This is a genomic window from Lancefieldella sp. (assembly GCF_057237245.1).
The window spans coordinates 1-25,714 of record NZ_DBHHJM010000005.1; the positions used below are offsets into that span (position 1 = coordinate 1).

Consider the following 25,714-nt stretch of genomic DNA (forward strand, 5'->3'; position numbering starts at 1 on the left):
ACTTCTTTTAAACACCTGAAATGCTTGCTTACACCACTTTTCGGGACACGACCGATAATCTGCGCAAAATGAGACTTTTGAGGGGTGATTTTGCAGATTAAGTGACTTTGCTGTGTTTTCAAAATGCCAAAAATAGGACCCTAAAAAATTTATGCATACAAATGAATTCATCCTCATGAATATCCATGAGGATGAATATTTTCGGATCTTGATAGTTAAAGTTTTGATATGCGATTTGCGAAACAAGAGAACTGACAGCTCCGACAGCCCCAACAGCTGAAAGCTAACTACCGCAACAATCCTACAGGCTTACGCGTACAACCTTGCGAACACCAGCGGCCTCCAGGGCTGCTACCTGCGAAATCGAAGCGGATTCGTCCGTCATCAGCACGTCGATATCGGACGGGGATCCGTACTGGAAGCTGGAGTTAACTCCCAGCTTGCTCGAGTCGGCCAGGACAATGTGCTGCTCAGAGTGCTTAAGCATCAGCGAGTTCACGCGCATCTCGTTTGAAACCAGCGTAGTAAGGCCGCGCTCAGCAGAAATTCCCGAGCAACCCAAAATGCACTTCGCGGCGCGAATCTGGTTGATTGAAGCAAGCGCAAAATCGCCGGTCATAGACTTCTTAGCTGGGCGAACTTCTCCGCCCGTAACCAAAACGGTCATTGACGGGGGATAGTCAGCCGCAAGCACGCTACCGTTATTGGTAACAACCGTGATGTTTTCGGCGGTAATGAATTCCAGGACTTTTATAGCGGTTGAGCTGGTGTTAATGAAGACCGTGTCGCCATCTTTAATCAGCTTGGCGGCGGCCTGGGCAAGCTTGAACTTCGCGGTTACCTGGTTAGAACTGAGTCCTGTCGAGAGCGGGTCAAGCAGCGTGGCCATGCCATAGCTTCGGGAAATGAGGCCTTGAGCTTCGAGTTCGTCAAGATCGCGGCGGATGGTAAGCGAAGAAACTTCAAATCTATCGGCAAGATCGCTGACGGAAACCTGGCGATATTGTTCAAGAAGGCTCATGATAGAGCTTCTACGCGATGCTACAAATGAACGACTTGTGGCCATGAATCCCCCAATAGAACTCAAACTGCTGATAAACCTACGAAAATAGTTGAAAACTTTTCAAGTAACACGCCTGGCGAGAAACCCGACTACTTGCAAATAGTTCGCGAGAAGATCGAAAAAAGCTCTCGAGAAGTACGTGCAAAAGAACAGTTTGCTGTGACGTTACAACTCTATATCCACAGTTAAAAGCCTTATATTTCTGAACACTATATAAGACATTTAACTAACTCGATTCCGTGAAAAACATCGTACAAATTGATAGCATCTTTTGAACGGTCCATGAACAATTGTGTAGATGCATTTCAACGAATCTCAGTGTATCTTACCTTATCCTATGAACGTTTTGAATACTTAAACGGATATTTTTTAACGGTCAACGGTTTTTATGACGTAAATATCTAAAGTGAGCATAGATAAGTATTGCTTAACTTCCAACTTTAGCTATACTAACACTATCGATTCGATTGGTAAAACGTTCTAAACGTTCAACAAATAGGGAAATTTGTCATACGGCAAGTCAAATGTCATATAAATTATTTATCTAATTGTTGAAGTGTTCAGAAAATTCAAGTTTTTGTCATTAAGCGATGTGTTCTTGTGTGCTCTTGCTATAGTCCAACACAAGGAAAAGATTCACAGTAGGCTACTGGAGAGGAGTGAATCGCATGCTGCTTCGCGATATCTACGAGCAGAATCACTATGCTTTCGTGAAGACCCCCATGACATGGGAAGAGTCTATTAGAGAGTGCTGCAAACCACTGGAGGCTGATGGAACTGTCAATCCAGAGTATGCAGACGACATTATCGAGTGCGTAAACAAGTTTGGTCCCTACATTGTTATCGTTCCAAACGTTGCAATGCCACATTCCACTGCTCGCATTGGCTCTAATGGCAAGACTGCCATTGGATTTATGCACTCCGATGTTCCTGTTAACTTCGAGGATGGCGATGATGAGAAGCAGGTTAAGACTTTCTTCACTCTGAGCGCAACCGATCAGGAAGCACACCTTAAGAATATGCAGATGCTCGTTCAGGTTCTTATGAACGAGGAGGTTCTTGAGCGTCTTAAGAACATTCAGTCTCCTGAGGAGCTTTTGGAGATTGACAAGCTTATCTCCGAGTAAACACGTTTTCTCGCGCGTTGTTCGCGCGTTGTTCGCGCGTTGTTCACGACGCCCGTTCGCGCCCGTTCGCGCTTTTGTGCCCATCTGGGCAGGTTATTGAGGATTTCCTTTTGTAGTGTGGGCTGCAGAAGGTACGTATGTAGGACCCTTTGAAAGGGGTATCAATGGATATTGTTCTTGGTATTTGGAAATGGTTTGCGAGCAACTTCTTGACTCAGCCAGCCTATTTCATCGGTTTGATTGTTGCTATCGGCTACATTCTTCTTAAGAAGAAGTGGTACGACGTACTCGCTGGCTTCCTTAAGGCAGTCATTGGTTATCAGATCCTCCTGGTTGGTTCCGGCGGCCTGGTAACTGCATTCCGTCCAGTTCTTGTTGGACTTGAGGCTCGCTTCAACCTTTCTGCAATGGTCATTGACCCATACTTTGGCCAGAACGCAGTACAGGCAGGCATGGAGGCAGCTGACGCTCCTGCATTTATCGCAGGTCGTTCCTTCTCCTCCGTTATGCTTCTTCTGCTCTTCGCTTTCATTCTGAACATTGTTCTGGTTGCTTTTAAGAAGCAGACTAAGCTTCGCGCAATCTTTACTACTGGTCACGTCCAGGTTCAGCAGGCAGCAACTGCATTTTGGCTTATCCTCTTCTGCTTCCCACAGCTTAACGACGTTACCATCCTTGCAGTTATGACTGTTCTTCTCGGCCTTTACTGGGCAGTTGGCTCCAACCTTTGTATTGGACCTACCCAGGACCTCACTGATGGCGCTGGTCTTACCATTGCTCACCAGCAGATGTTTGGTGTTTACTGCGCATCCAAGGCTTCTGAGTGGCTCGCCAAGCACTCCAAGAAGGAGTCCAAGCGTATTGAGGACATCGAGCTTCCAGGCTTCCTTAAGATCTTCAACGAGAACCTCGTTGCAACTGCAATTCTCATGACAGCATTCTTTGGTGTCATCCTTGCTGTTCTTGGCCAGGACTTCCTGCTTGAGAACAAGTTCATGAAGCCAGGTCAGGATTTCTTCTTCTACATCATGACCACTTCTTTCCAGTTTGCTGTTTACCTCTCCATCCTGCAGCTTGGTGTTCGTACCTTCGTTACTGAGCTCACCAACTCCTTCCAGGGCATTTCTAACAAGCTCCTCAAGGGTTCCGTCCCAGGCGTTGACTGCGCAGTTACCTACGGCTTTGGTTCTCCAAACGCAGTTACCCTCGGCTTCCTCATGGGTGCAGCTGGCCAGTTCCTGGCAATCGCAGCTCTGCTGCTTCTGAAGTCTCCAGTTGTTGTTATCGCAGGCTTTGTTCCACTGTTCTTCGATAACGCTACCATCGGCGTTTACGCAAACAACAAGGGCGGCCTCCGCGCAGTTCTTATCATGCCTTTCATCTCTGGTCTTCTCCAGGTCTTTGGTTCAGCTCTTATCGCTGGCTGGGTTGGCATGGCTGCATACGGTGGATACCTTGGCATGTGGGACTGGGCAGTTGTCTGGCCAATCATGACCGGCGTCATGAAGTTCCTGTCCTACGCAGGTCTCGCAATTGTTGTTATTGCTCTTATCGCAATCCCACAGCTCCAGTACCGTGCAAACAAAGACACGTACTTCATGGAGGTTGAGGATTACCAGAAGTGCAAGGAAATCCGTGCACAGAAGGCCGCCGCAGCTAGTGCGGAAAGCAAGTAGCCCTCTTTCTTCCTACCCTGAGCAGACCCCCATCTGCTCAGGGTTATTAGTAATACTCGGCACATTGATTGATGCACTATTCGCTCTAAAAGCGATGCACATAACGCCCAAATGGGTACATACACAATGTGTCCGTAATCAGTTTGTTTGATCGAAGGAGTCAACATGAACGCAAAGATTTTGGTCGCATGTGCTAACGGCGCAGGTACCTCCCTGATGATGAAGATGACCGCTGAGCGTGTCACTCAGAAGCTCAACATGGGCGTCGATAAGATTCACCACTGCGCACTGTCTGAGGGCGTAAGCTCTGCTCGCCAGTACGACATTGTTTTTGCACCTCTTAACTTCCTGAACATGTACGACGATGCTGCTAAGGCTGGCGTCACCGTCATTGGTCTGCGTAACGTTCTTTCTGACGCAGAGATGGAAGAGAAGCTCAAGGAAACCGGCGCTGCAGAGAAGTTTTCCGCATAGTTTAGGTTTCTAAAGAATCGAGCACTTTAATGACTTTTGAAAAGAAAATTCTTGCCGAGATGCCTAAGTGCTATGCACTTGGCATGTTTGAGGGAGAAGACACACCAAGCTTTTTAGCTGCTGTCGAGAAGGACGGTCCAATCCGTCGTTTTACGCTTGATGGTGAGCCTCTGGAGACTGTTGCTCCAGGCCCTGGCGGCGTCATGACCATTACTCAGGTCCCTGGCAGGAAAGATCAGTTCCTTGCAACCCGCAAGTTCTTCTCGCCAAACTTTGGTGGAGACGACGCGGCAATTGCATCCTATACCAAACAGGCAGACGGTTCTTGGTCTGAGCAGATTCTCTGCGACCTCCCGTATGTTCACCGTTTTGGCATCTTGAAGGCTGCTGACGGTCAGCTTTGGGTTCTTGCTTGCTCTATCAAGGGTGGAGCTGAGACGGGCGTCAAGGATGATTGGCGCACCCCAGGTGCTGTTTGGGCCGCTCCTTTGAGCGATAACCTTGAGCAGTACACGGCAGACAACCAGCTTAAGCTGACTTGTGTTGCTAATTATCAGGTTCAGAACCACGGTTTCTGGACTGCACCTGATAAATCGTATGCTTTGATCTCAACCGCCGCAGGCGTGTTTAGATATGTGCCACCAACCACTCCTGAGGGTGCTTGGGATGTCACCTGCCTTCTGGTCCAGCCAACAAGCGATATTGTTGCTACAGACTTTGACGGCGATGGCAAGCTGGAGATTCTTACCTTCTCCAAGTTCCACGGTGACACGCTGGCAATTTGGCATGAGGGCCAGACTCGCGATCGCTATGAGCAGGTTTGGTGCGACCCACAGAAGCGCAGCTTCCTTCACGCGCTTTGGGCAGCAGACCTTAATGGCGAGAAGTGCGCAGTCATTGGCAACCGTAAAGATGGTCGCGATTTGTTGCTTGTTAGATACGTTGACGGTGAGTACACCGTAGACGTTATCGACCACGACCTCGGACCAGCAAACTGCATGATGTATAGGCATGACTGCAGCGATTACATTGTTGCTGCATATCGTGAGACAGACCAGCTGGCTCTCTACAAAGTAGTGGAGTAGGGCTGCGTTTTGTAGCGAGCGCTCAGGATGAGCTTCTGAGCATGCAGGCAAAGTCCTGAGCGCCGCTCAAATTACCTGCATATGCATCAAAGTACTAGTCCTATGTTTTAGAAAGGAGCGCGTTATGGCAGATCTGAAAAACGTCACACGCGACAGTTGGATTATGAGCACCTTCCCTGAGTGGGGAACTTGGCTCAACGAAGAGATTGACAATGCCGTAGTAGAACCAGGCCAGGTTGAGATGTGGTGGCTCGGCTGCGTTGGTATTTGGTTTAAGACTCCTGGTGGAGCAAACGTTGCTGTCGACTTCTGGGCGGGCAACGGCAAGCGTACCCACGGTGACGGCCTCATGAAGCCTGGTCACCAGATGGCAAACATGGCTGGCGTTCGTAAGATGCAGCCAAATCTGCGTAACGTCCCCTTTGTTATTGATCCCTTTGCTATCAAGAACCTTGACGCTGTTGTGGTAACTCACATTCACCAGGACCATATGTCCAAGGAGCTTGCAGCTCACGTTGTTAACAACAACATGACCACTACTGACGAGAATGGCAAAGAGATTCCTGTTCCCTTTATTGGTCCTAAGGATGCAGTTGACATTTGGGTTGGCTGGGGCGTTCCACGCGAGCAGTGCATCGTTGTTAAGCCTGGCGACCGCATCAAGGTCAAGGACATGGAGATCGTTGCATACGATTCCTTTGACCGTACCATCATTGTTACCACTACTGATACTTCTGAGAACCGTCCTGACCTCTGGGGTAAGTGCCCAATGGACATGGATGAGAAGGCCGTTAACTACCTCTTTGTCACCCCTGGTGGAAACATCTATCACTCCGGTGACTCTCACTACTCCATTTACTTTGCTAAGCACGGCAAAGACATCGCTCAGGAGTTTGGCGGCGTAGATGTCTGCTTTGGCGCTTTTGGCTGCAATCCAATTGGTATCCAGGACAAGATGGAAGCAACCGATATGCTCCGCATGGCTGAGGCTCTTCAGTCCAAGGTTGTTATCCCAATTCATCACGATGTTTGGACTAACTTCCAGGCAGACGTCCAGGAGATCAAGGTTCTTTGGGAGATGCGTAAGGACCGTCTTGACTACAAGTTCCACCCATTTTTCTGGGAGGTTGGCGGCCACTACACCTATCCACAGGATAAGGATCGCTTTGCTTACCATCACGACCGTGGCTTCCATGATTGCTTCGATCACGAGCCAAACGTTCCATTCCGTAGCGTTCTCTAAGGAGCAGTCTTTATGATGCTTAAAGAGCTTCGCGATGAAGTGTATGAAGCAAACATGGACCTGCCAAAGCATGGCCTGGTAGTCTTTACCTGGGGCAATGCTTCTGGACTTGACCGTGAGCGCGGCCTGTTTGTTATCAAACCATCGGGCGTCTCATATGAGGAACTGAGCCCAGAGAACTTGGTTGTCTGCGACCTTGACGGCAACGTTGTTGAGGGTGAGATGAACCCATCTTCCGATACTCCAACTCATGCATGCTTGTATCGTGCATGGGGCGATAAGATCGGCGGAATTGTTCACACTCACTCAACCCACGCTGTTTCTTGGGCACAGGCAGGACGCTCTATTCCTTGCTATGGCACTACACACGCAGATTATTTCTACGGAGATATTCCTTGCGTGCGCAGCCTTACCAAGGACGAGGTAGAAAGTGCCTATGAGCTTGAGACCGGAAACGTTATTGTTGAGGGCTTTGCTAACTTGGACCCCATTGCGGTTCCAGGAACGCTCCTTCACAACCACGGTCCTTTCTCTTGGGGTAAAGACGCAATGGCTGCTGTGTATCATGCAGTAGTTATTGAGGAGGTTGCTAAGATGGCAACACTCACCGAGCTCAATAACCCTAAGGTTCAGGAGGCACCTCAGTACCTTCAGGACAAGCACTACATGCGCAAGCATGGTCCAAATGCCTACTACGGACAGGGTAATCACTAAAGCCTGTTCAGTGAGTAGAATCTGTTTCAGTCAGGCGGTCTTGTATAAGGCCGCCTGTTTTTAAAAGGAGAAGATATGTCCAAGTATCAGCTAGGACTTTACGAGAAGGCCACTCCAACTGATCTTTCTTGGGAAGAGCGCCTCAGCGTAGCAGGAGAGTCTGGCTTTGATTATGTTGAGATCTCCGTTGATGAGTCTGACGCTCGTCTTTCTCGCCTTGAGTGGACTGGTGAGGAGCGTGTAGCAGTTCGTCAGGCAATGGTAAACTCTGGCGTTCGCCTGGGCTCTATGTGTCTCTCTGGTCATCGTAAATATCCTTTTGGTTCTCGCGATCAGGCTACTCGTGAGCGTGGCCTTGAGATTATGCAGAAGGCACTTGATCTTGCGGGTGACCTGGGACTTCATACTATCCAGCTTGCTGGCTATGACGTGTACTATGAGAACGGCGCAGAGGATACGCGTAAGTACTTTGAGGAGAACCTAGCAAAGGCTGTAGAAATGGCTGCTAAGGCAGGCATTGTTATGGGCTTTGAGACCATGGAGACTCCTTTTATGGATACGGTCGAGAAGGCCATGCACTATGTCAACCTTATTAACAGCCCGTATCTTGGTGTGTATCCCGACGCTGGTAATCTCACCAATGCGTCATTTATTTACGGCAACACCGTTGCTGATGACGTTGCTCTTGGTGCTGGTCACATTTTTGCTGCCCACCTTAAAGAGACTGTTGCTGGTGCGTATCGCGAGATTCCATTCTCTACTGGCACCACTGACTACGAGGGAGCTCTGTCGCAGCTTGTTCCTCAGGGTGTCAGGCGCTTTGTTGCAGAGATGTGGTACACCGGCAACGAAAACTGGAAAGAAGATCTTGTCTTTGCTTCCACCTACGTTCGCAGCAAAATTGATAAGGCGTTTGAGGGGTAAACGGCCTTTTTGCACTTGTTTTGGGTTTCTCGCCACAGACGGTACATAAGAATCTGTACAATGTGGATGAGCTCTTTCTTAGTACGACGTACGTTTCCAAACTCGTTTAGGTTTGTACAGGGAAGGATTACACATGAAGTTCTTTATTGACACGGCAGATATCGATGAGATTTCTGAGGCTCTTAGCTGGGGCTGTTTAGCAGGTGTTACTACCAATCCATCGTTGTATGCAAAGATTGGCGGCAAGCTAGCCGACTTTGAGTCTCATATGGTTAAGATTGCTCAGCTTTGCGAGGGACTTCCTGTTTCTGCTGAGTCAACGGCAACAACAACTGAGGGCATGATTGAAGAAGGCCGTCACCTGGCTTCTCTTGCTCCAAACATTGTTGTTAAGCTTCCTATCTGCGCTGAGAGCCTTGCTGCTACCCATCAGCTTGCTTCTGAGGGAATTCGCGTCAACATGACGCTGATTTTCTCGGCACCTCAGGCTCTTCTTGCGGCAAATGCTGGCGCCCGTTATATTTCTCCATTTGTTGGTCGTTTTGATGACATCGGTGAGGACGGCATTGAGCAGCTGGGAACCGTTGTTTCGTGCATTGAGAACTATGCATGGGATAAAAATGTTGATCACACCGTAGAGATTATTACGGCTTCTGTCCGTACGCCTAACCACGTGACTCAGGCAGCTCTGCTTGGTGCTGACATTGCAACCGTTCCATTTGGAGCTTTGAAGAAATGTCTGAAGCACCCTCTGACCGACGCCGGTCTTAAGTCTTTTGAGGCAGACTGGGAAAAGGTTAAGGCTCAGCAATAAATAGTGATTGTGGTACGCCCAGCTTAGGTTGGGCGTACTTGTTTTGAGAGGATGAGAATGGGAACATCTGCATTACCCGAGCGCAACCTCACCGATGATGAGCTCAAGCTTGCAGCTAATACGCTGAGGCGCGATGTCATTGACATGCTCGAGAAAAGCAAGTCAGGTCATCCCGGCGGCTCTCTCAGTGCGGCAGATATTGTGGCTACACTGTTCTTCTCGGGAGTTATGAAGTACAACCACAACAACCCAGAGGACCACACCGAGGATAGGTTCTTCCTGTCCAAGGGTCACGTGGCTCCTGTGCTGTATGCTGCGTACCACCTGCTTGATTGGCTCCATGACGAGGATATGGTTACCCTCCGTCAGCTTGGTAGCCGACTGCAGGGTCACCCAGATTGCCACGCATGTCCTGGTATTGAGGTTTGCTCTGGCTCTCTTGGCCAGGGTCTCTCGGTAGCTGCAGGATGCGCTCTGGGACTTTCTATGGACGCTCTGGCAAGCGGCGAGCGCACCAAGAAGGTATTTGTCCTTCTGGGCGACGGCGAGCTGCAGGAGGGCTCTAACTGGGAGGCATGCATGTTTGCTGCTCACCAGAAGCTGGATAACCTCATTGCCATTGTGGACCTCAACAATCTGCAGATTGACGGCCACGTAACTGACGTGTGCTCTCTTGGCGATATTGACGAGAAGTTCCGTTCCTTTGGCTGGAACGTACTGCGTGTTAACGGTCACGAGGTCACTGAGGTGCGTCAGGCCCTTCTCGCCGCACGAGATGGTCGCGAGGCAGGAAACACTGCACCTACCGCGATCATTTGCCAGACCGTCAAGGGCAAGGGCGTCTCATTTATGGAGGATAAGGCTTCCTGGCACGGAAACGCCCCTTCAGCCGAGCAGGCCGACCTTGCGCGAGAAGAACTTGATGCAGCAAGAGAGCTTCTTTTGATTGATCTTCAGGGTGAAGGTAAGGAGGTTGCCAATGTCTAGAGCAACTCGTGAGGCATATGGTCAGACTCTTGTTGAGCTGGTAAACGAGGGTCACGACATTGTTGCTGTTGACGCAGACCTTGCTGGCTCCACTAAACTTGCCGACCTCCAGAAGGCTTTCCCACAGCGCATGGTCGACGTGGGAATTGCTGAGCAAAACATGGTGGGCGTTGCGTCAGGACTGGCGCTTACAGGACGTACTGTGTTTACCGGCTCGTTTGCCGTGTTTGCAACCGGCCGCGCTTACGATCAGATTAGAAACACCGTCTGCGATTCCGGCCTTAACGTGAAGATTTGTCCTACGCACGCAGGTATTACGGTAGGAGAGGACGGCGCTACCCACCAGTCCCTTGAGGACATTGGCATGATGCGCGCTCTGCCTCAGATGCGCGTGCTTGTTCCTGCAGATTACAACGCTACCAAGGCAGCGCTCAGACTTGCTGCCGAGGCAGATGGCCCCTTCTACGTGCGCATGGGTCGCCACAAGGTTGCCGACATCTACGACGAGTCCTTCAAGGGCGGCCTGCCTTTTGCAAACGTCCTGCGTGAGGGTACAGACGTGACGATTGCTGCCTGCGGCGTTGAGGTTGCCCAGGCACTCGCAGCTGCAGACTTGCTTGCAGAGGAGAAGATTTCTGCCGAGGTCATTGATGTGTTCTCCATCAAGCCTTTGGACGAGGAAGTTATTTTGGCATCTGCCGAGAAGACCCGTCATGTGGTAACCGTTGAGGAGCACAACGTGGCAACAGGCCTTGGAGCTGCAGTTGCCGAGCTTCTGGCCGAGCAGCTACCCACGCCCATGCGCTTTGCTGGTATGCGTACCTTTGGTACGTCCGCTCCTGGCGACGTGCTGCTTTCGCACTTTGGCCTGGACGCTGAGGGTATTGCCGCTCGCGTCAGGGAGTTCTTGCTCTCGTAGCCTTTGTCATATTTTGATGGTGCAAGCGATTAAAGACGGGATGAAATTTGAAAGGGAACTCTTTAGGAGAGACTATTTATTCTCTTCGTCATAGTAAGGGATTGACGCAGGAGCAGCTTGCAGAGGGTATTTGCTCCCCGGTTTCTCTTTCAAGAATTGAAAATGGCCGCCAGATGCCCTCCAAGGTAATTCTCGACGCATTGTTGAGTAGACTTGGGGCGAGTACCTATCAACTTTGTGACGTTTTTTTTCAAAGTGATTGCCAACGTAGCTTTAATGAGATTACAAGACGAGCAAGTCTGCTTATAGAAGCAGGTAAAATCCAACAAGGCCTATCCTTGTTGGAGGGCTTGAGTGAAAATGATACATCTCATGCATTGGAGCGGCAGTCAGTTTTACTTATACAGGCAGCCGCACAACTCAAGCAGAACAAGGACCCTGAAGATTCATACGTCAAGTTACGTGAGGCTTTGGAGTTTACAAAGCCTCATATTGACCTATCTGATTTTCGACATGAACTTTTATCTCCTATTGAAGCTGAAATAATCGGTTTGATGGTTGTGGCACTTCAGCAAAAGGAAGCTCGTATTGAGGCTATTCGAGTGGGAGAAGAACTTGCAAGAAACCTTTCCGATCAGCAATCAAGCAGCAATGACTTTACGATTGTCCGCATCAACCTTGAAGTTAATATATCTTCCTGCTTGGATCTTGAGGGAAGGTTTGAAGAAGCTGCTCAGCATGCGTATCTTGCAAGAGATTTAAGTATTGAGAGCCATGAGCAGATACTTTTACCGGTAATTTTTTATTTGATTGGTCGGTCTGAATTTCGGAACGGAAATATTGAGAAGGCACGCTCAATAATGCAGACGATTATTCCGTATATGGAACTTATTGGCCAACATGATAATGCGGAAATGGTGCGCGCTTTTGTTGAAGAGAATCTAAGCACTCAAAATTAAACCTAGGGCTTAAAACCAAGTCTAAGCGCTCAGAGACAGTGAGCAAAGCCGCCTACATTTTTCATTACCAAAAGTTAAATTTTTTACGTGCCATGCTTATTATTTTGATACTTTGCATGGATACTTAACATTTGAGGTAATACAAGAATTGTCACGAGATGTTATGGATAGCCTCCTCTTCTTTCGAGATGATGTATTCATCAAAGAGAGGGGGAGGCGATACATATGACCATCATTGTTATTGTAGTTAAGCACTAAAAGTGCGAGATAGATACCTCTTTTAGATTTATTAAAAGAGGTATCTATCATTTTGTGATGGTCATTTAGATGATTTTCTGCGATTGGAATGGAATGAAAAATATAAAGTATTTTTTAAAGAATGTCGGTAAACGAAACGCGATCATTTTTGTACTAATACAAATTGTGAGTTCTTGCGTCGTTGCCGGTGTGGCTCTTTTACTGAGCTCACTTCTCAATACGGTTTCCGAAGTCATTATTTCAGGAGACATTGCTCGGTTACTTAAATTTATAGGCTTGTGCTGTATATATGCTATAGCAACCGGCATCCTTCTTATGCTACAGGGATATGTGCGTGCCCATTTGGTTCGCGACACCGTAATTAAGATGAGAGATTCTGCCGTAAAGGCTTATTTGCGGAGAAAAGATACTGTAGATATAAATGAGAACAGCGCTGAGTTTCTTTCTCTTTTAAGTCAGAATATGGATACCATTGAAAAAGATTTGCTTGGCGGGCTGCTTGACGCATTTGCTTCATGCTGCGAAATTACTATTGCGAGCCTCTTGCTTTTGTATATTAATCCAGTAGTGGCAGTGATTTCGATACTTGTGATGGCAATTCCAACAATCATTCCCGGAGTATTTACAAAACAACTTACTCATTGCCAAGAAGAGATCGTAAAAAATACGGTTTCGTATAACGGACAGATTCGTGATATATCGCTTGGATTTGATGTTATTAGGTCATTTCATAAAGAAAGCAATTTTACAAACCGTCACTTAATGGTTGCGCAGCAGTTAGAAGGTAAGAAGGCACATTTATCTGAAGTTACGTCTCTTATATCTGGGCTTATTACAGCAATCTCGGTTTCATCTCAATTCATTATTATGGGTATAACGGGTATTTTCGCAGTGCAAGGATTTGTTTCTCTTGGTAGCGTTGTGGCTGTGACCCAGCTGTCCGGTCAGGTAATTGCGCCCGCTTCAACATTTGCTTCATTGCTTGGAAAAGTTAAAGCGGCCTATCCGGTTTTGAAGGCAGTTATATGCGACGATGAAGAAACTTCGTTTGACAATAAGGAACGGCACTATGATGTAGAGCATGAAATTGAGTTAAAAAATGTTACCTATAAGTATCCTGATTCAATTTCCGGAGTGTCTAAAATATCTGCGTGCTTTAAGGCTGGGAGGAAGTATGCGATTATCGGAAAAAGCGGTAGTGGAAAGAGCACGCTTTTAAAACTGATTTCAGGCCAGATAAAACCTCAGAGTGGAGATATTCTGATTGACAGTTCAAGAGACATTTCATGTGATCCGGCAATGATTCACCAAAATGTGTATTTGTTTGACGATACGCTAAAAAATAACATTACGCTGGGAAGTTTGTATTCGAGTGAGCAAATCGGTGAAGTTATTAAAAAGTCTGGTCTCTCAGAGGTAGTTGCGGCTCTTCCAAAAGGACTTGACACTCCAGTGGAAGAGAACGGAAAGCGCTTCTCCGGAGGTGAAAGACAGAGGATTGCTATTGCGCGAGCCTTGCTGTATGGAAAGAAGTTACTGCTTGTTGATGAAGCTACGTCTGCATTGGACACACGCATGGCTACTGAGGTCGAGAATAACCTGCTTGGTCTAAGCGGAGTTACCATGATTGAGGTAACTCATCATCTCAATGTTGCACAACAATCAAAGTACGATGCCGTATTTGAAATGACTCCAAGCGGGCTTGTAGAGATAAAACAATAGTAGGAGCTCAATACGTTGAGGAGTACAACGTGGCAACAGGCCGTGGAGCTGCAGTTGCCGAGCTTCTGGCCGAGCAGCTGCCCACGCCCATGCGCTTTGCTGGCATCCGTACCTTTGGTACCTCCGCTCCTGGCGACGTACTGCTTTCGCACTTTGGCTTGAACGCTGAGGGTATTGCCGCTCGCGTCAGGGAGTTTCTGCTCTCGTAGCCACGTGCGAGAGATACAACGGCAACGCCGCAGGTCAGTGGCGCGTGTGGGCGTAACGACGGCAACGCCGCAGGTCAGCGCTGTGTGCGGGCGCAGGTTGCAAGTGATTTCTACCCGGTATCCATTTCGTGTGGATGCCGGGTTTCTTGTGCGGAAACGCTGCTAGTGGACGGGGTTCTCGCTAGGTGGGCGGTGCGAGCTGCTGCGCGCCTGCTGCGCGCCTGATTTTCTCGCCATGTCTGAGTAAATTTACTCAGACATGATGCAGCTTTCAGGCTCAAAAATTCAGGGCCACGTAGTCTATCTTTTACGCGCCTGATTTCTGCAAAGAATCTGTAAATTTTGCCTAAAAATGTAAAAGAATCGGTGGATTTGCCTGATTTCTGCAAAGAATCGGTGCTGCAATTACAGATTCTTTGCACTTTTCAGGCGCGCGATGGCGAGAAGAGCGCTTGGCGAGAAACCCGTGCGCTCGGGTGTTGGGCCGCGGAGTTTCTGGCCATGAAAAAGACCTGGCACCGTATGGTACCAGGTCTTTTGTGATTGCATGTTAGCTTGCTGTGTCAGCTGTAACTGAACTACGAGCCAAAGCTACGCCAGCCTAAACCGGCGGACTAGCCGAGGTGCTTGGTGATGGAAGCAGCTGCTACCTTACCAGCGCCCATTGCAAGAATGACGGTTGCAGCACCGGTTACGATGTCGCCACCAGCCCAGATGCGAGGATCGGAAGTACGGCCCTCTTCGTCGGCCTCAATGTAGCCCCACTTGTTGAGCTTGATGTCGCCGATCATCTTTGCGAATGGGTTAGCGTTAGTGCCGATTGCAGAAATTGCAACGTCGCAAGGAATGTCCTCGATAGCACCCTCGATAGCAACTGGACGACGACGTCCGTCAGCGTCAGGCTCGCCGAGCTCCATCTTCTGGACGCGAACTGCGCAAACTGCGCCGTCCTCGCCAGCGACAAACTCGAGAGGGGAGACGAGAGGAAGAACCTCAACGCCCTCTGCCTTTGCGTGGTGCAGCTCTGCACGACGAGCAGGCATCTCGTCCTCGGTACGACGGTAAGCGATGATTGCACGCTCTGCGCCAAGACGCTTAGCAGTACGGACAGCGTCCATAGCAACGTTGCCGCCACCAAAGACAACGACGTTCTTGCCGTGCTTGGTTGGAGTGTCATACTCAGGGAAGTTGTTAGCCTTCATGAGGTTAACGCGGGTGAGGTACTCATTTGCAAAGAAGACGTTTGGCAGGTTCTCACCAGGGATGTTGAGAAGCTTTGGAAGACCAGCGCCGGTTGCAATGTAGATTGCGTCAAAGCCCTGCTCAAAAAGCTCATCTGCATCGGTGATACGACCGACAACAGAGTTGTACTCAAACTTAACACCCAGCTCCTGGAGGCCGTCAATCTCGCGCTTAACAACAGCCTTTGGAAGACGGAACTCAGGAATACCGTAAACCAGAACGCCGCCGCCGGTGAAGAATGCCTCAAAGACGGTAACGTCAAAGCCGTTACGAGCAAGCTCGCCAGCGCAAGCAATGCCGGAAGGACCGGAGCCTACAACTGCAACCTTCTTGCCGTTCTTTGGAGCGATAGCTGGCTTGGAAGCAAGCTCAGGCTGGTCACCAAGGAAGCGCTCGAGCTGACCAATAGCAACTGGTTCGCTGCGCTTACCCATGATGCAGACGCCCTCGCACTGGTTCTCCTGTGGGCAAACACGACCACAAACTGCAGGAAGCATGGAGGACTCGCGGATGATGTCAAGACCGCGACCAAACTCCTCTGCACGGATTGCCTCGATGAAGCGAGGAATGTTGATGTTTACAGGGCAGCCCTGAACGCACAGTGGATTCTTACAATCCAGGCAGCGGTTTGCCTCTGCAATTGCCATCTCTTTAGTGAAACCCTTGTCGACAGGGCGGAAGTCTTGTGCGCGCTCTGCAGCTGGCTCTTCGTTGTCAGCTGTACGAGGTGCCTTGACGTTTGGAATGTAGCGACCGTTTACTTGTGGCATGCGCACCTCGTCTCCTCGTAAGCCTTGATGGACTGGCCTTCCTCGGTGAGGTAGGCTGCCTGACGTGCGCGAAGGTCATTCCAGTCAACCTTGGTTGCGTCAAAGTCAGGACCGTCAACACAAGCAAACTTGGTCTCGCCGCCAACCTCAACACGGCAGCAACCGCACATACCAGTGCCGTCGACCATGATTGGGTTCAGGGAAGCGATGATAGGTGTGTCGTACTTCTCGGCAGTGAGAGTGGAGAACTTCATCATAGGAACTGGGCCAACGCAGAATACGCGGTCGACCTGCTTGTCCTGCAGAAGACGCTCGAGAGGTGCAGTTACAACGCCCTTCTCGCCAAGAGAACCGTCATCTGTGGTGATGTGGATGTGATCGTCGTCCAGAATGGAACGGAACTGATCCTCAAGCAGCAGCAGCTCTTTGGTACGAGCGCCCATGATTGCGTGGACCTCGCGGCCAGCTGCTACGAGCTGACGAGCAACAGGGAAAGCGATAGCCAGGCCAACGCCGCCGCCGATAACTGCCCATTTGCCCTCGCCCATCTCGGTAGGCTCACCCAGAGGACCAGTGACGTCCTGCAGGAAATCACCAACCTCGTAGGTAGAAAGCATCCTGGTGGTCTTGCCGATTACCATGAAGATAAACTCGACCCAACCCTCCTCAGGATTCCAATCCGCAAAGGTAAATGGCACGCGCTCGCCACACTCATTTGCACGGACCATAAGGAACTGACCAGCATGTGCATGCTTGGCCATCTGTGGTGCCTCGATGCGGAACTTGAAGACCTTCTCGGAGAACTGAGTCTTTTCGAGGATCTTATACATTCAGCGGTACTCCTCTCCTAACACAACAAAACTGCGAGTGAGTTGACGCGCCGCACTACAGCGTGCCTTCTGGCGAGAAGACAGTAGTAGGTGACGCATGTATCTCACGCATACGAGGTCTGGGTAACCCCGTATTCGCAAACAACATATCTATTGTACTATTTGCGCATGATTCAAGACATGAGTAATTCATGAATGAGCATAAATATTTCGTAGAATGTTTTGCCTGCTAGCTGCGGAGGGCGAGAAACCCGGTGGGCTCGCGACGTGACGTCACGCGGAGGAGCGCGGTGACCGCTAGCTGCGGAGGAGCTGCTCCACCTGATCGGCGGCCGCCTGAGCAGTGACCAGAAAGTCTTCCAGGTTGTTTCCCTTGAGCTCGCGCAGAACATAGTCTGCCACCGGCATCTTTCCAGGAGGGCGACCGATGCCAAACTGCAGGCGCATAAAATCCCTGGTCTGGAGCTTGTCGGCGATGGAGCGCAGGCCGTTATGCGAGTTGAGTCCGCCGCCTTCCTTGAAGTTGAGTTGGCCTTCTGCGAGGTCAACCTCATCGTGAATAACCAGGATTTGTGCAGGTTGAAGGTGGTGTGCACGAGCAAGTTTGGAGAGGGGACCGCCACTGGTGTTCATGAAGTCCTGGGGTTTGGCTAGGAGTACATGGCGTTTCTCGCCAGATGCGGCTCCGGGAGCTGCGGTCTGAGCTGCGGGAAGGGTGATCTCCGCGACCTGGCAGCCTGCCTCGCTTTTCCAGTACGAAACGCCGTGGCGCTCGGCAAGGGCATCGACGACGGCAAAACCCGCATTGTGCCTGGTGCGCGCGTATTTCTCGCCAGGATTTCCCAGGCCCGCTACAAGCACAATTTTGTTACCGTGCATCGAATTTCCTTCCGTTTGAGATGTGTACGTTTATGATGGTAAGGGAAAACGACAGGTTCCACCAGCGTGAACTGAGCTCGCGGTTGGTAGCCTAGTGGCGATGTGCGCGGCGTGCAGCGATCGGCGAGCAGTGAGCAGCGTGCGGGACATGCGGCGTTCGGCGAGCAGCGTGCGGGACACGCGGCGTTCAACTGAGGTGCGGAGGCAAAATGAAGAAGATTCTGGTTACCGGATTTGAGCCTTTTGGTGGCGAGAAAATCAATCCAGCTTGGGAGGCCGTGAAGGCGCTGCCCGAGACTATTGGCGGTGCTCAGGTGATAAAACTGCACGTACCTGTTGAGTTTGGCGCTGGTGCTCAGAAGGTTATCGACGCGCTTGAAGCGGAGCGTCCCGAGATTGTGCTTTGCGTGGGCCAAGCGGGTGGAAGAAGCAAGATTACGCCCGAGTTTGTGGGCATCAACTGGGCTCACGCGCGCATTCCCGACAACGCGGGCAAGCAGCCGCTCTCGCAGCGCATCATCGACGGCGCTCCCGACGCGTATTTTGCGTCGCTGCCGGTAAACGCCATGGTGGCCGCCATGAACCAGACGGAGATCCCCGCGGCGGTCTCGTACACTGCGGGAACGTACGTCTGCAACGACGTCATGTATCAGGTCCTTCACGCGCTGGCCACGAGATTCCCGGAGACTCGCGGCACGTTTCTGCACGTGCCGTTCGCAACGGAGCAGGTTGTCGAGAAAAACGCTGTAGCCGCCGAGAAGGCTGACACTGGCGAGAAGGGCTTCGCTGCAGGCGAAAAGGCTGGCACTGGCGAGAAGACCCGCCAGGTTCCAAGCATGTCGCTGGAGATGATGACTCGCGGACTGCAGGTTGCGCTGGAAGCGGCGCTTGCAAACGACGTTGACCTCGCGGATTATGAAAGCGGAACAACCTGCTAGATTGCGCGCCGCTTACAGTGCGCCTGCAAGTGCACGGGTTTCTCGCCACACGCGCCCTTCTCGCAAGATGAGTTGTGATAGCGCGATTTTCTCGCCAAGTGCGCCTGAAAAGTGCAAAGATTCTGTATTTGAGGTACAGATTCTTTAACAAAATCAGGCAAATCCACAGATTCTTTTACACTTTTAGGCAAAATTTACAGATTCTTTGATGAAATCAGGCGCGTGAAAGATAGGCTACGTGGCCCTGAATTTTGAGCCTGAAAGCTGCACCATGTCTGAGTGAATTTACTCAGACATGGCGAGAAAATCAGGCGCACTCCTGTCCGCAGCAGGCTCGCCCCGCGCGCGAACCGGGCCGCATCAGGCTCGCTCCAGGCGCGCATCAGGCTCGCTCCAGGCGTGCGCTGATTGCACGCCAGTTCACACCGCCCACCTGGCGAGAAGCCCGGTCCACTCCCAGCGTTTCCGCACAAGAAACCCGGTATCCACACGAAATGGATACCGGGTTGAAATCACTTGCGACCTGCGCTCGCGCTCGCGTACGTGCGGCTGACCTGCCTGCGGGGTTATAGGTTGAAGTCACCGCCGAAGATGTCGGAGACAGGACGGTCGGTGTAGACGGCGTAGATTGCCTCGGCAATCTCGTTTGCGATGGTAATCGTCTTGATCTTGGAGCCTTCCTGGTTTGCTGCTGGGCAAGGAATTGCGTCGGTAACCACGCACTCCTCGATAGGAGCGTTGTTGAGGCGCTCGATTGCAGGACCAGAGAAGACGCCGTGGGTAGCGCAGACGTAGATGTCGCCCGCACCCATTTCCTTCAGCTTAACAACGGATGCGCAGAGAGTACCTGCGGTATCAATCATGTCGTCGTTAACGATGCAGGTCTTGCCCTTGATGTCGCCGATGATGCCCATAACAGCACTCTCGTTGTGACGAGGACGGCTCTTGTGAGCAATAGCAAGGCCGCAGTCCAGGTAGTCGGAGAGCTTCTTAGCAGCCTTTGCGCGACCCATATCAGGAGAGACAACAACGGTGTTCTCCCAGTCGAATGGCTTGCTCTTAAAGTAATCACCCAGAAGGTAAAGAGCAGTCAGGTGAGAAACAGGAATGTCAAAGAAGCCCTGGATCTGACCTTGGTGCAGGTCAAGGGTGATAACGCGGTCAACGCCAGCGTTCTCAAGCAGGTTTGCCATCAGGCGAGCAGTAATAGGCTCGCGAGCAGCAGCTTTGCGGTCCTGACGAGCATATGCGTAGTGAGGGATAACTACGGTAAAGCTGTTAGCAGATGCGCGCTTTGCAGCGTCAGCAACAATCAGCGTTTCCATAACCAGATCGTTGACGTTGACACCTGCCAAAGACTGAATGAAGAAGACCTCGTCGCCGCGGACAGACTCATCAAAGCGAGCGTAGATTTCTCCGTTAGCAAACTTCTCGAGGAGAAGACCTTGTAGCTCTAGGTGAAGAATGTCTGCAACCTTACGAGCCAGTTCAGGGTTACCTGTACCGGTGTAGAGCTTGATATTTCTAGCAACTAACAGTGGTTCACTCAGGTTCTCGAACATCTAGTCCTCTTTCTCAAGCTTGTGACGCCTCTGGGCGGCGTATCCCTCAACAATTTTCTGCTCAGAGCGCTCGAGTGCAAGCGCATCTGCTGGTACATCCTTTGTGATACACGAACTTGCCCCCACAAGTGCGCCATCACCAATTGAGACGGGTGCCACCATCATGGTATCGGATCCAACAAAGACGTTGTTGCCAATGTTGGTCTTAAACTTGTGGTAACCGTCGTAATTGCACGTAATTGAACCTGCGCCAATATTGACGCCGGATCCCATAGTTGTGTCACCAATGTAGGAGAGGTGAGGAACCTTGGAGCCCTCGCCGATAGTTGAATTTTTGATCTCAACGTGGGTGCCAGCCTTGGCGTGAGGCATGAGGTGTGTGCCTGGGCGCAGGTACGCGCGAGGACCGCAGGTAGCAAAGTCGTCTACCTGTGCGTTGATAGCAACAGTCTCGTCAATAACAGCGTCGTTACCAACAACCGTATCAGTCAGACGAGTGTTAGGGCCTACCACGCAATTCTCGCCAATTGAGGTCTTGCCGTAGAGCATGGTCTGTGGGAGAACCTCGGTGTCCATACCAAGCGTGACCTCGGGGCCAATCCAGACGGAGGTTGGGTCCAACATGGTGACGCCCTGGCTCATCCAGTGCTCGTTGATGCGCTCCTGCATGATGCGGGTGGCAACAGCAAGCTCGGAGCGGGAATTGACGCCCAGCGCCTCTTTGTAGTCGTCAACGTGGACGGCAGCAACAGGCTCGCCCTGGCTGACGTAAAGACCCACCATGTCGGTGATGTAGTACTCGCCTTGCACGTTGTCATTGCCGAGAAGATCGATGTTTGCGGTCAGTCTTCCGCCACAGAAGCAGTACACGCCAACGTTGCATTCACGCTCTTGCTCGCGCTGCTCTGGCGTAGCATCCTTGTGCTCAACAATGGCAGTTACCTGGCCGTTAGAAGAAATGACGCGACCATATCCGGTTGGATCTGGGGGCGTCATTGTGAGTACCGTACATGCGTTGTGATGAGCTTTAGTTTCTGCAACAAGGTCGAGAATAGACTGTGCGCGCAACAGAGATGCGTCACCGTTGATAACAACAACAGGTCCCTTGAAGCCACCAAGAGCATCCTTAACAACCTTGACGGCGTGGCCGGTGCCAAGACGCTCGGTCTGGGCAACATACTCAAGGTTAGGGAAGCAAGAAAGTGCAGATTTAACCTCGTCAGCATGGTTACCAACAACCACAATGACGCGGTCAGCGCCAGCAGTAATTGCGGCGTTGACACTCCACCAAACGATGGGTTTATCAAGTAATTTGTGCACAATCTTAGGGTGGTGGGACTTCATGCGCGTTCCCTCGCCTGCAGCGAGGACAATCGCAGTAAGTGGCATACGTAAGCCTCCAAAGTACTTCGTATTACTCGATACGAGTGCGTCCCTACACAAAAGTTGCGTAAAAAATGGCTGGGGTAGTAGGATTCGAACCCACATTCCAGGCACCAAAAACCCGTGTCCTAACCGTTGGACGATACCCCAATGTAATCACTACGTTGGTTTTGTCCGCAACTCTACTAAGTGTATCAGCTTAGCGAAGCAAATGCTCCACAAATTGCATCAAGAACAAGAACTGCTAAAGTCTGCGCATCTGCGGTAGTAAATGAACCGTCAACGTTTGTACCTTCTGGCAGCACAATCTTGATAGGTGAGCCCGTTGCATCAGCAGATTCGATAGCAGTGCGCAGTCTTGCTGGCAGCGTCTCGTTTTCTTCCATAGAAACAGAGCCAATACCTACCTGTCCGCGAGCGGGCATGCTTGGGGCATAAGCCGTAGTCAGAACTAAAACGGTAGCTGCATCAGTAGGAGAGTCAGCGCGATCAATCATGGTCATGCCGCTTGCCTCGGTAGTTGCCTTAGAAAGGTTATAGACGCGAGCAGCCACGTTTCTAGAGATAGGATCTTCTCCCGTAATAGCAATGCAGGTGGTCTCAAGAACGTTGGCTGCGCGAGCAAAGCCCATAGGACCCTGTGGATGGGGGCCTTTTGCCTGCTTACCTGACCAAACGTGACGTAGACGCTCAATAGCGTCGAGGGTGTCCTGGAACGCCATACCATCAGCAAGCTCGCCGACACTCTCCTGGAAGAGCTTAACGGCAGCCTCGGTATGAACACCGTAATGGCCATCAACTTTTCCGCACGAGAAGCCCAAGATGTTGAGGCGCTCCTGCAGCTGACGCACGTCATTGCCGTGGAAGTTAGGAAGACGAAGGTAGAGGGTTCTGTCTCCTAGCTCATAGCCCTCATCGACCATGATTGCCCAGGTGGAGGCATCTACTTCTTCTCCAAGAGAAAGGTCATGGTCAAGCCTAAAGCGCGCAACCGCGCGAGCAGTTGACTTGCCAAACGTGTGGCTCTGGCGCTCATCGTCTTCGATGGTGTAGCCAAGCTTTACGAGGCGTTCCTGAATGTCTTCAACGGCAGCGCCAGTGCTACCAGGAGTAATTGGATCCATAATTACCTTTCTCGGTTCACAAAGAAGTCTGCCATAGACAAAAGTGTGTCGCGAGCGTCTTCAGTAAGTATCACGTTTTCAAGCACGTGTTTTGCCTCATCAACTAAGGCAAGAGCGTGCGTGCGGACAAATTTTATCGCATTAGCGCTTTCCATAAGCTCCACAGCGCGCTGAAGCTTCAAAGTATCGCTTGTATGCGCAGAAAGTATGGAGACAAGCTCTGTCTTTTCTGCTGGGCCAAGATGCTCAAGTGCGTAGACCACGGCGAGCGTGCGCTTACCCTCAGTGATGTCAGACCTAAAGTCCTTGCCTTGTACCTCGGCGTTTCCTACCAGGTTGAGAAGATCGTCTTGCAACTGGAAGGCAAGGCCTACTTTAAGACCAAAATCTTTGAGTGCGTTAAGCGTCTTCTGGTTAGCGCCACCAATAAGTGCGCCCAGTACCAGGGGATATGCAGCAGAGTAATAGGCGGTTTTGGAGAGCGCCATAAAAAGGTACTGGTCAGAAGTAACATCCCAGCGCTCGTTTTGTGCCCAACCAAGGTCGAGCGCCTGACCCTCAAGGGTGTGCTCTTCCATGGCGAGAAGGGCGTCGATAACGCGAACTTTAAGCTGGTCAGAGAGGTGATCGGCCACGGTAACGCGTCTGACAACATTGACCAGCGCAGAATCACCAACGTTGATGGCAAGTCCGGTACCGAGTGTCTTGTAGAGGCACTTCTCGCCACGGCGTAGCTCTGATTTATCTGCGATGTCATCGTGGATCAGGGCCGCCGACTGGAAGTCCTCGATGGCGCAGGCTACGGGCAGAGCGGCTTCTGCCGAGCCTCCAACAGCCTCGGCGCCCAGGCAGCAGAGGACCGGACGCACGCGCTTGCCGCCGCCTGCACTGAAGTGAGCGAGTGGCTGGTAGAGGTAGGTATTCAGGTCCGCACGAGTGCGCTCCGAGGGCGCGGACGTGGCTGCGGGCGAGGCCGCCACTGCTGCGGGCGCTGCGGGTGCTGCGGGTGCCGCCGCTGGTGCCGCGGGGAGACCGCGCATGATCTCTGCCTCGACGGCGGGGAGTTTTTGTGTGAGGTAGTCGGCGAAGTTCACGGAAGTCCTAGCCGCGATAGCCGTCTGGGTTCATCGACTGCCACTTCCAGGAATCGCGGCACATGTCAGCAAGGTTGTACTGAGCCTTCCAGCCAAGCATGTCAGCAGCTTTCTGGCAATCGGCGTAGTTAGTAGCAACGTCTCCAGCGCGACGAGGCTCAATAACGTAAGGAATCTCTTTGCCACAAGCCTTTGAGAATGCCTTAATAACGTCAAGTACAGAGCTACCGGTACCGGTTCCTAGGTTGAAGATCTCAACTCCCGTGCGACCAGCCATCCATTTAAGTGCAGCTACGTGGCCGGAGCCAAGATCGCAGACGTGGATGTAGTCGCGAACACCCGTGCCATCTGGGGTGTTGTAGTCGTCGCCAAAGACGTGAACAGCTTCGCGCTTACCCACAGCAACTTGAGCCACATAAGGTACTAGATTGTTTGGAATACCTGCAGGATCTTCTCCGATAAGGCCCGACTGGTGAGCGCCAATAGGATTGAAGTATCTAAGCAGGACAACGTTCCACTCTGGATCTGCGGTGTGAACATCGGTGAGGATCTGCTCAATCATCCACTTAGTCCAGCCATAAGGGTTGGTTGCGTTCTTCTTGGGGCTTTGCTCGGTTAGAGGAAGGCTATCTGGATCTCCATAAACCGTTGCTGAACTCGAGAAAATAATTGACTTACAACCGTGGTTTCTCATGACATCAAGAAGGGTGAGGGTATTGCCCAGGTTGTTTGTGTAGTACTCGATAGGCTTGGTAACAGACTCGCCAACGGCCTTGAAGCCAGCGAAGTGAATGACAAAGTTAATGGCGTGCTCGTCAAAGATGTGGTTGAGTGCATCTGCATCGTTGACGTCTGCCTCGTAGAACGAAAGGCGCTTAGCGTTTTCTTCTCCCACAATAGTTTTGATTCGATCGATAACCTTTGCCGAAGCATTGGAAAGGTCATCAACAATTACGGCCTCGTAGCCGGAATTGAGCAGTTCAACAACGGTGTGGCTGCCAATAAAGCCCGCGCCACCGGTGACAAGTACGCAGGAATTTTGTGGAATCAGAGTGTCAGACATATCAATCCTTTCGTGGACTTATATCGTCATAAGTATACGGCTTTTCTGCGCAGCGTTGTGCGGTACGAGCACGCGGGTTTCTTGCCAGGTGCGCGTGCCGGCGCACGGGTTTCTCGGCAAGCGGGTCTTTCTGCTATTGCGAGCCTAACTTTCACTATGCTCGCCTGAAAAGTGCAAAGAATCTGTATTTGCGACACCGATTTTTTGACAAAATCAGGCAAATCCACAGTTTCTTTTACGTATTTAGGCAAAAGTTACAGATTCTTTGAAGAAATCAGGCACGTTCTAACTGGGGTGCTGTCTCCAAATTTTGCGAGCCTGAAACCCCCACCATGTCTGAGTAAAACAGCTCAGACTTGGCGAGAAAAACCGGCAAATAGCTCAGACTAGGCGTGTTTTTCAGGCAAATCGTTCAGACTTGGCGAGAAAATCAGGCTCCATGAGAGCGTCCATAAAACCAACCTTGAAACCAGAGTTACGTCTAGAAAAGTCCGCCTGAAAAGTGCAAAGAATCTGTATTTGAGGCACCGATTCTTTGACAAAATCAGGCAAATCCACCGATTCTTTTACTTATTTAGGCAGAAGTTACAGATTCTTTGAAGAAATCAGGCGCGCGGCGGGCATACCCAAGCGTACACCTGGCGCGCGGCGGGCG

The 25,714-nt window shown here is 50.9% G+C and carries 24 protein-coding genes and 1 tRNA gene; 14 read left to right on the top strand and 11 right to left on the bottom strand.

From position 1 onward, the window contains the following. Nucleotides 1-301: 301 nt before the first annotated feature. Nucleotides 302-1,066, bottom strand: coding sequence for a DeoR/GlpR family DNA-binding transcription regulator (locus ACO5GU_RS04930; protein WP_314019586.1), 765 nt, complete (start codon nt 1,064-1,066; stop codon nt 302-304). A 665-nt stretch (nt 1,067-1,731) separates the two neighbouring features. Here ACO5GU_RS04930 and ACO5GU_RS04935 point away from each other — a divergent pair. From ACO5GU_RS04935 to ACO5GU_RS04995, 13 genes are all read left to right on the top strand, one after another. Further along, nucleotides 1,732-2,190, top strand: coding sequence for a PTS sugar transporter subunit IIA (locus tag ACO5GU_RS04935; RefSeq protein ID WP_035432745.1), 459 nt, complete (start codon nt 1,732-1,734; stop codon nt 2,188-2,190). A gap of 164 nt (nt 2,191-2,354) precedes the next feature. Then, nucleotides 2,355-3,866 carry a PTS ascorbate transporter subunit IIC gene (ulaA, locus tag ACO5GU_RS04940; RefSeq protein ID WP_484930334.1) on the top strand — a complete coding sequence of 504 codons (1,512 nt, stop codon included), beginning with the start codon at nt 2,355-2,357 and terminating at the stop codon, nt 3,864-3,866. Nucleotides 3,867-4,031: 165 nt separating this feature from the next. Further along, the gene (locus ACO5GU_RS04945; protein ID WP_012808416.1) at nt 4,032-4,340 is read left to right on the top strand and encodes a PTS sugar transporter subunit IIB; all 309 of its coding nucleotides are present in this window, start codon (nt 4,032-4,034) and stop codon (nt 4,338-4,340) included. Nucleotides 4,341-4,369: 29 nt separating this feature from the next. After that, entirely contained in the window at nt 4,370-5,425 is a 1,056-nt protein-coding gene (locus ACO5GU_RS04950; protein WP_484930335.1) for a hypothetical protein, read from the top strand. Nucleotides 5,426-5,549: 124 nt separating this feature from the next. Further along, nucleotides 5,550-6,668, top strand: coding sequence for an L-ascorbate 6-phosphate lactonase (gene ulaG / locus ACO5GU_RS04955; protein ID WP_484930336.1), 1,119 nt, complete (start codon nt 5,550-5,552; stop codon nt 6,666-6,668). Between the two features lie 12 nt (nt 6,669-6,680). After that, nucleotides 6,681-7,382, top strand: a complete 702-nt coding sequence (locus ACO5GU_RS04960; RefSeq protein ID WP_484803552.1) for an L-ribulose-5-phosphate 4-epimerase — start codon at nt 6,681-6,683, stop codon at nt 7,380-7,382. A gap of 75 nt (nt 7,383-7,457) precedes the next feature. Beyond that, nucleotides 7,458-8,306, top strand: coding sequence for an L-ribulose-5-phosphate 3-epimerase (locus ACO5GU_RS04965; protein ID WP_484930337.1), 849 nt, complete (start codon nt 7,458-7,460; stop codon nt 8,304-8,306). A gap of 133 nt (nt 8,307-8,439) precedes the next feature. Beyond that, complete coding sequence (locus ACO5GU_RS04970; RefSeq protein WP_035428365.1) at nt 8,440-9,120, top strand: transaldolase family protein; 681 nt, start codon at nt 8,440-8,442, stop codon at nt 9,118-9,120. Between the two features lie 57 nt (nt 9,121-9,177). Next, on the top strand, nt 9,178-10,107 hold the full coding sequence (locus ACO5GU_RS04975) for a transketolase (RefSeq protein WP_484913804.1): 930 nt from the start codon (nt 9,178-9,180) through the stop codon (nt 10,105-10,107). Beyond that, nucleotides 10,100-11,026: a transketolase family protein gene (locus tag ACO5GU_RS04980; RefSeq protein WP_484809260.1), complete on the top strand. Its 927-nt coding sequence runs from the start codon at nt 10,100-10,102 to the stop codon at nt 11,024-11,026. Before ACO5GU_RS04975 ends, ACO5GU_RS04980 begins: the two co-directional genes overlap by 8 nt. Nucleotides 11,027-11,073: 47 nt before the next feature. Then, the gene (locus ACO5GU_RS04985; RefSeq protein WP_484824471.1) at nt 11,074-11,985 is read left to right on the top strand and encodes a helix-turn-helix domain-containing protein; all 912 of its coding nucleotides are present in this window, start codon (nt 11,074-11,076) and stop codon (nt 11,983-11,985) included. Between the two features lie 351 nt (nt 11,986-12,336). Next, nucleotides 12,337-13,965 (top strand): ABC transporter ATP-binding protein, encoded by a 1,629-nt coding sequence (locus ACO5GU_RS04990; protein ID WP_484930338.1) that lies wholly within the window; start codon nt 12,337-12,339, stop codon nt 13,963-13,965. 29 nt (nt 13,966-13,994) lie between these two features. Beyond that, nucleotides 13,995-14,174: a hypothetical protein gene (locus ACO5GU_RS04995; protein ID WP_484824473.1), complete on the top strand. Its 180-nt coding sequence runs from the start codon at nt 13,995-13,997 to the stop codon at nt 14,172-14,174. A 405-nt stretch (nt 14,175-14,579) separates the two neighbouring features. Here the strand turns inward: ACO5GU_RS04995 and ACO5GU_RS05000 are convergent, their stop codons facing one another. From ACO5GU_RS05000 to pth, 4 genes are all read right to left on the bottom strand, one after another. Then, nucleotides 14,580-14,723 (bottom strand): hypothetical protein, encoded by a 144-nt coding sequence (locus ACO5GU_RS05000; RefSeq protein WP_484824474.1) that lies wholly within the window; start codon nt 14,721-14,723, stop codon nt 14,580-14,582. A 65-nt stretch (nt 14,724-14,788) separates the two neighbouring features. Continuing rightward, on the bottom strand, nt 14,789-16,186 hold the full coding sequence (gltA, locus tag ACO5GU_RS05005; RefSeq protein WP_484901758.1) for an NADPH-dependent glutamate synthase: 1,398 nt from the start codon (nt 16,184-16,186) through the stop codon (nt 14,789-14,791). After that, entirely contained in the window at nt 16,174-17,016 is an 843-nt protein-coding gene (locus ACO5GU_RS05010; protein ID WP_035427960.1) for a sulfide/dihydroorotate dehydrogenase-like FAD/NAD-binding protein, read from the bottom strand. The genes gltA and ACO5GU_RS05010 overlap by 13 nt, the downstream gene beginning before the upstream one ends. A gap of 297 nt (nt 17,017-17,313) precedes the next feature. Then, entirely contained in the window at nt 17,314-17,895 is a 582-nt protein-coding gene (gene pth, locus ACO5GU_RS05015) for an aminoacyl-tRNA hydrolase (RefSeq protein WP_035435625.1), read from the bottom strand. Between the two features lie 209 nt (nt 17,896-18,104). Here pth and pcp point away from each other — a divergent pair, with 209 nt between their 5' ends. Beyond that, nucleotides 18,105-18,833 (top strand): pyroglutamyl-peptidase I, encoded by a 729-nt coding sequence (gene pcp / locus ACO5GU_RS05020; protein WP_484930339.1) that lies wholly within the window; start codon nt 18,105-18,107, stop codon nt 18,831-18,833. 566 nt (nt 18,834-19,399) lie between these two features. Here the strand turns inward: pcp and ACO5GU_RS05025 are convergent. From ACO5GU_RS05025 to galE, 6 genes are all read right to left on the bottom strand, one after another. Beyond that, nucleotides 19,400-20,395, bottom strand: coding sequence for a ribose-phosphate diphosphokinase (locus ACO5GU_RS05025; protein WP_484901741.1), 996 nt, complete (start codon nt 20,393-20,395; stop codon nt 19,400-19,402). Beyond that, on the bottom strand, nt 20,396-21,784 hold the full coding sequence (gene glmU / locus ACO5GU_RS05030) for a bifunctional UDP-N-acetylglucosamine diphosphorylase/glucosamine-1-phosphate N-acetyltransferase GlmU (RefSeq protein WP_484930340.1): 1,389 nt from the start codon (nt 21,782-21,784) through the stop codon (nt 20,396-20,398). Nucleotides 21,785-21,853: 69 nt separating this feature from the next. Then, nucleotides 21,854-21,928, bottom strand: a tRNA-Gln gene (locus ACO5GU_RS05035). Between the two features lie 44 nt (nt 21,929-21,972). Further along, nucleotides 21,973-22,902: a peptidoglycan-binding domain-containing protein gene (locus ACO5GU_RS05040; protein WP_484812420.1), complete on the bottom strand. Its 930-nt coding sequence runs from the start codon at nt 22,900-22,902 to the stop codon at nt 21,973-21,975. 2 nt (nt 22,903-22,904) lie between these two features. Continuing rightward, nucleotides 22,905-23,996, bottom strand: coding sequence for a polyprenyl synthetase family protein (locus ACO5GU_RS05045; RefSeq protein ID WP_484930341.1), 1,092 nt, complete (start codon nt 23,994-23,996; stop codon nt 22,905-22,907). A gap of 7 nt (nt 23,997-24,003) precedes the next feature. Beyond that, nucleotides 24,004-25,059, bottom strand: a complete 1,056-nt coding sequence (gene galE / locus ACO5GU_RS05050) for a UDP-glucose 4-epimerase GalE (RefSeq protein ID WP_484930342.1) — start codon at nt 25,057-25,059, stop codon at nt 24,004-24,006. Nucleotides 25,060-25,714 lie beyond the last annotated feature (655 nt).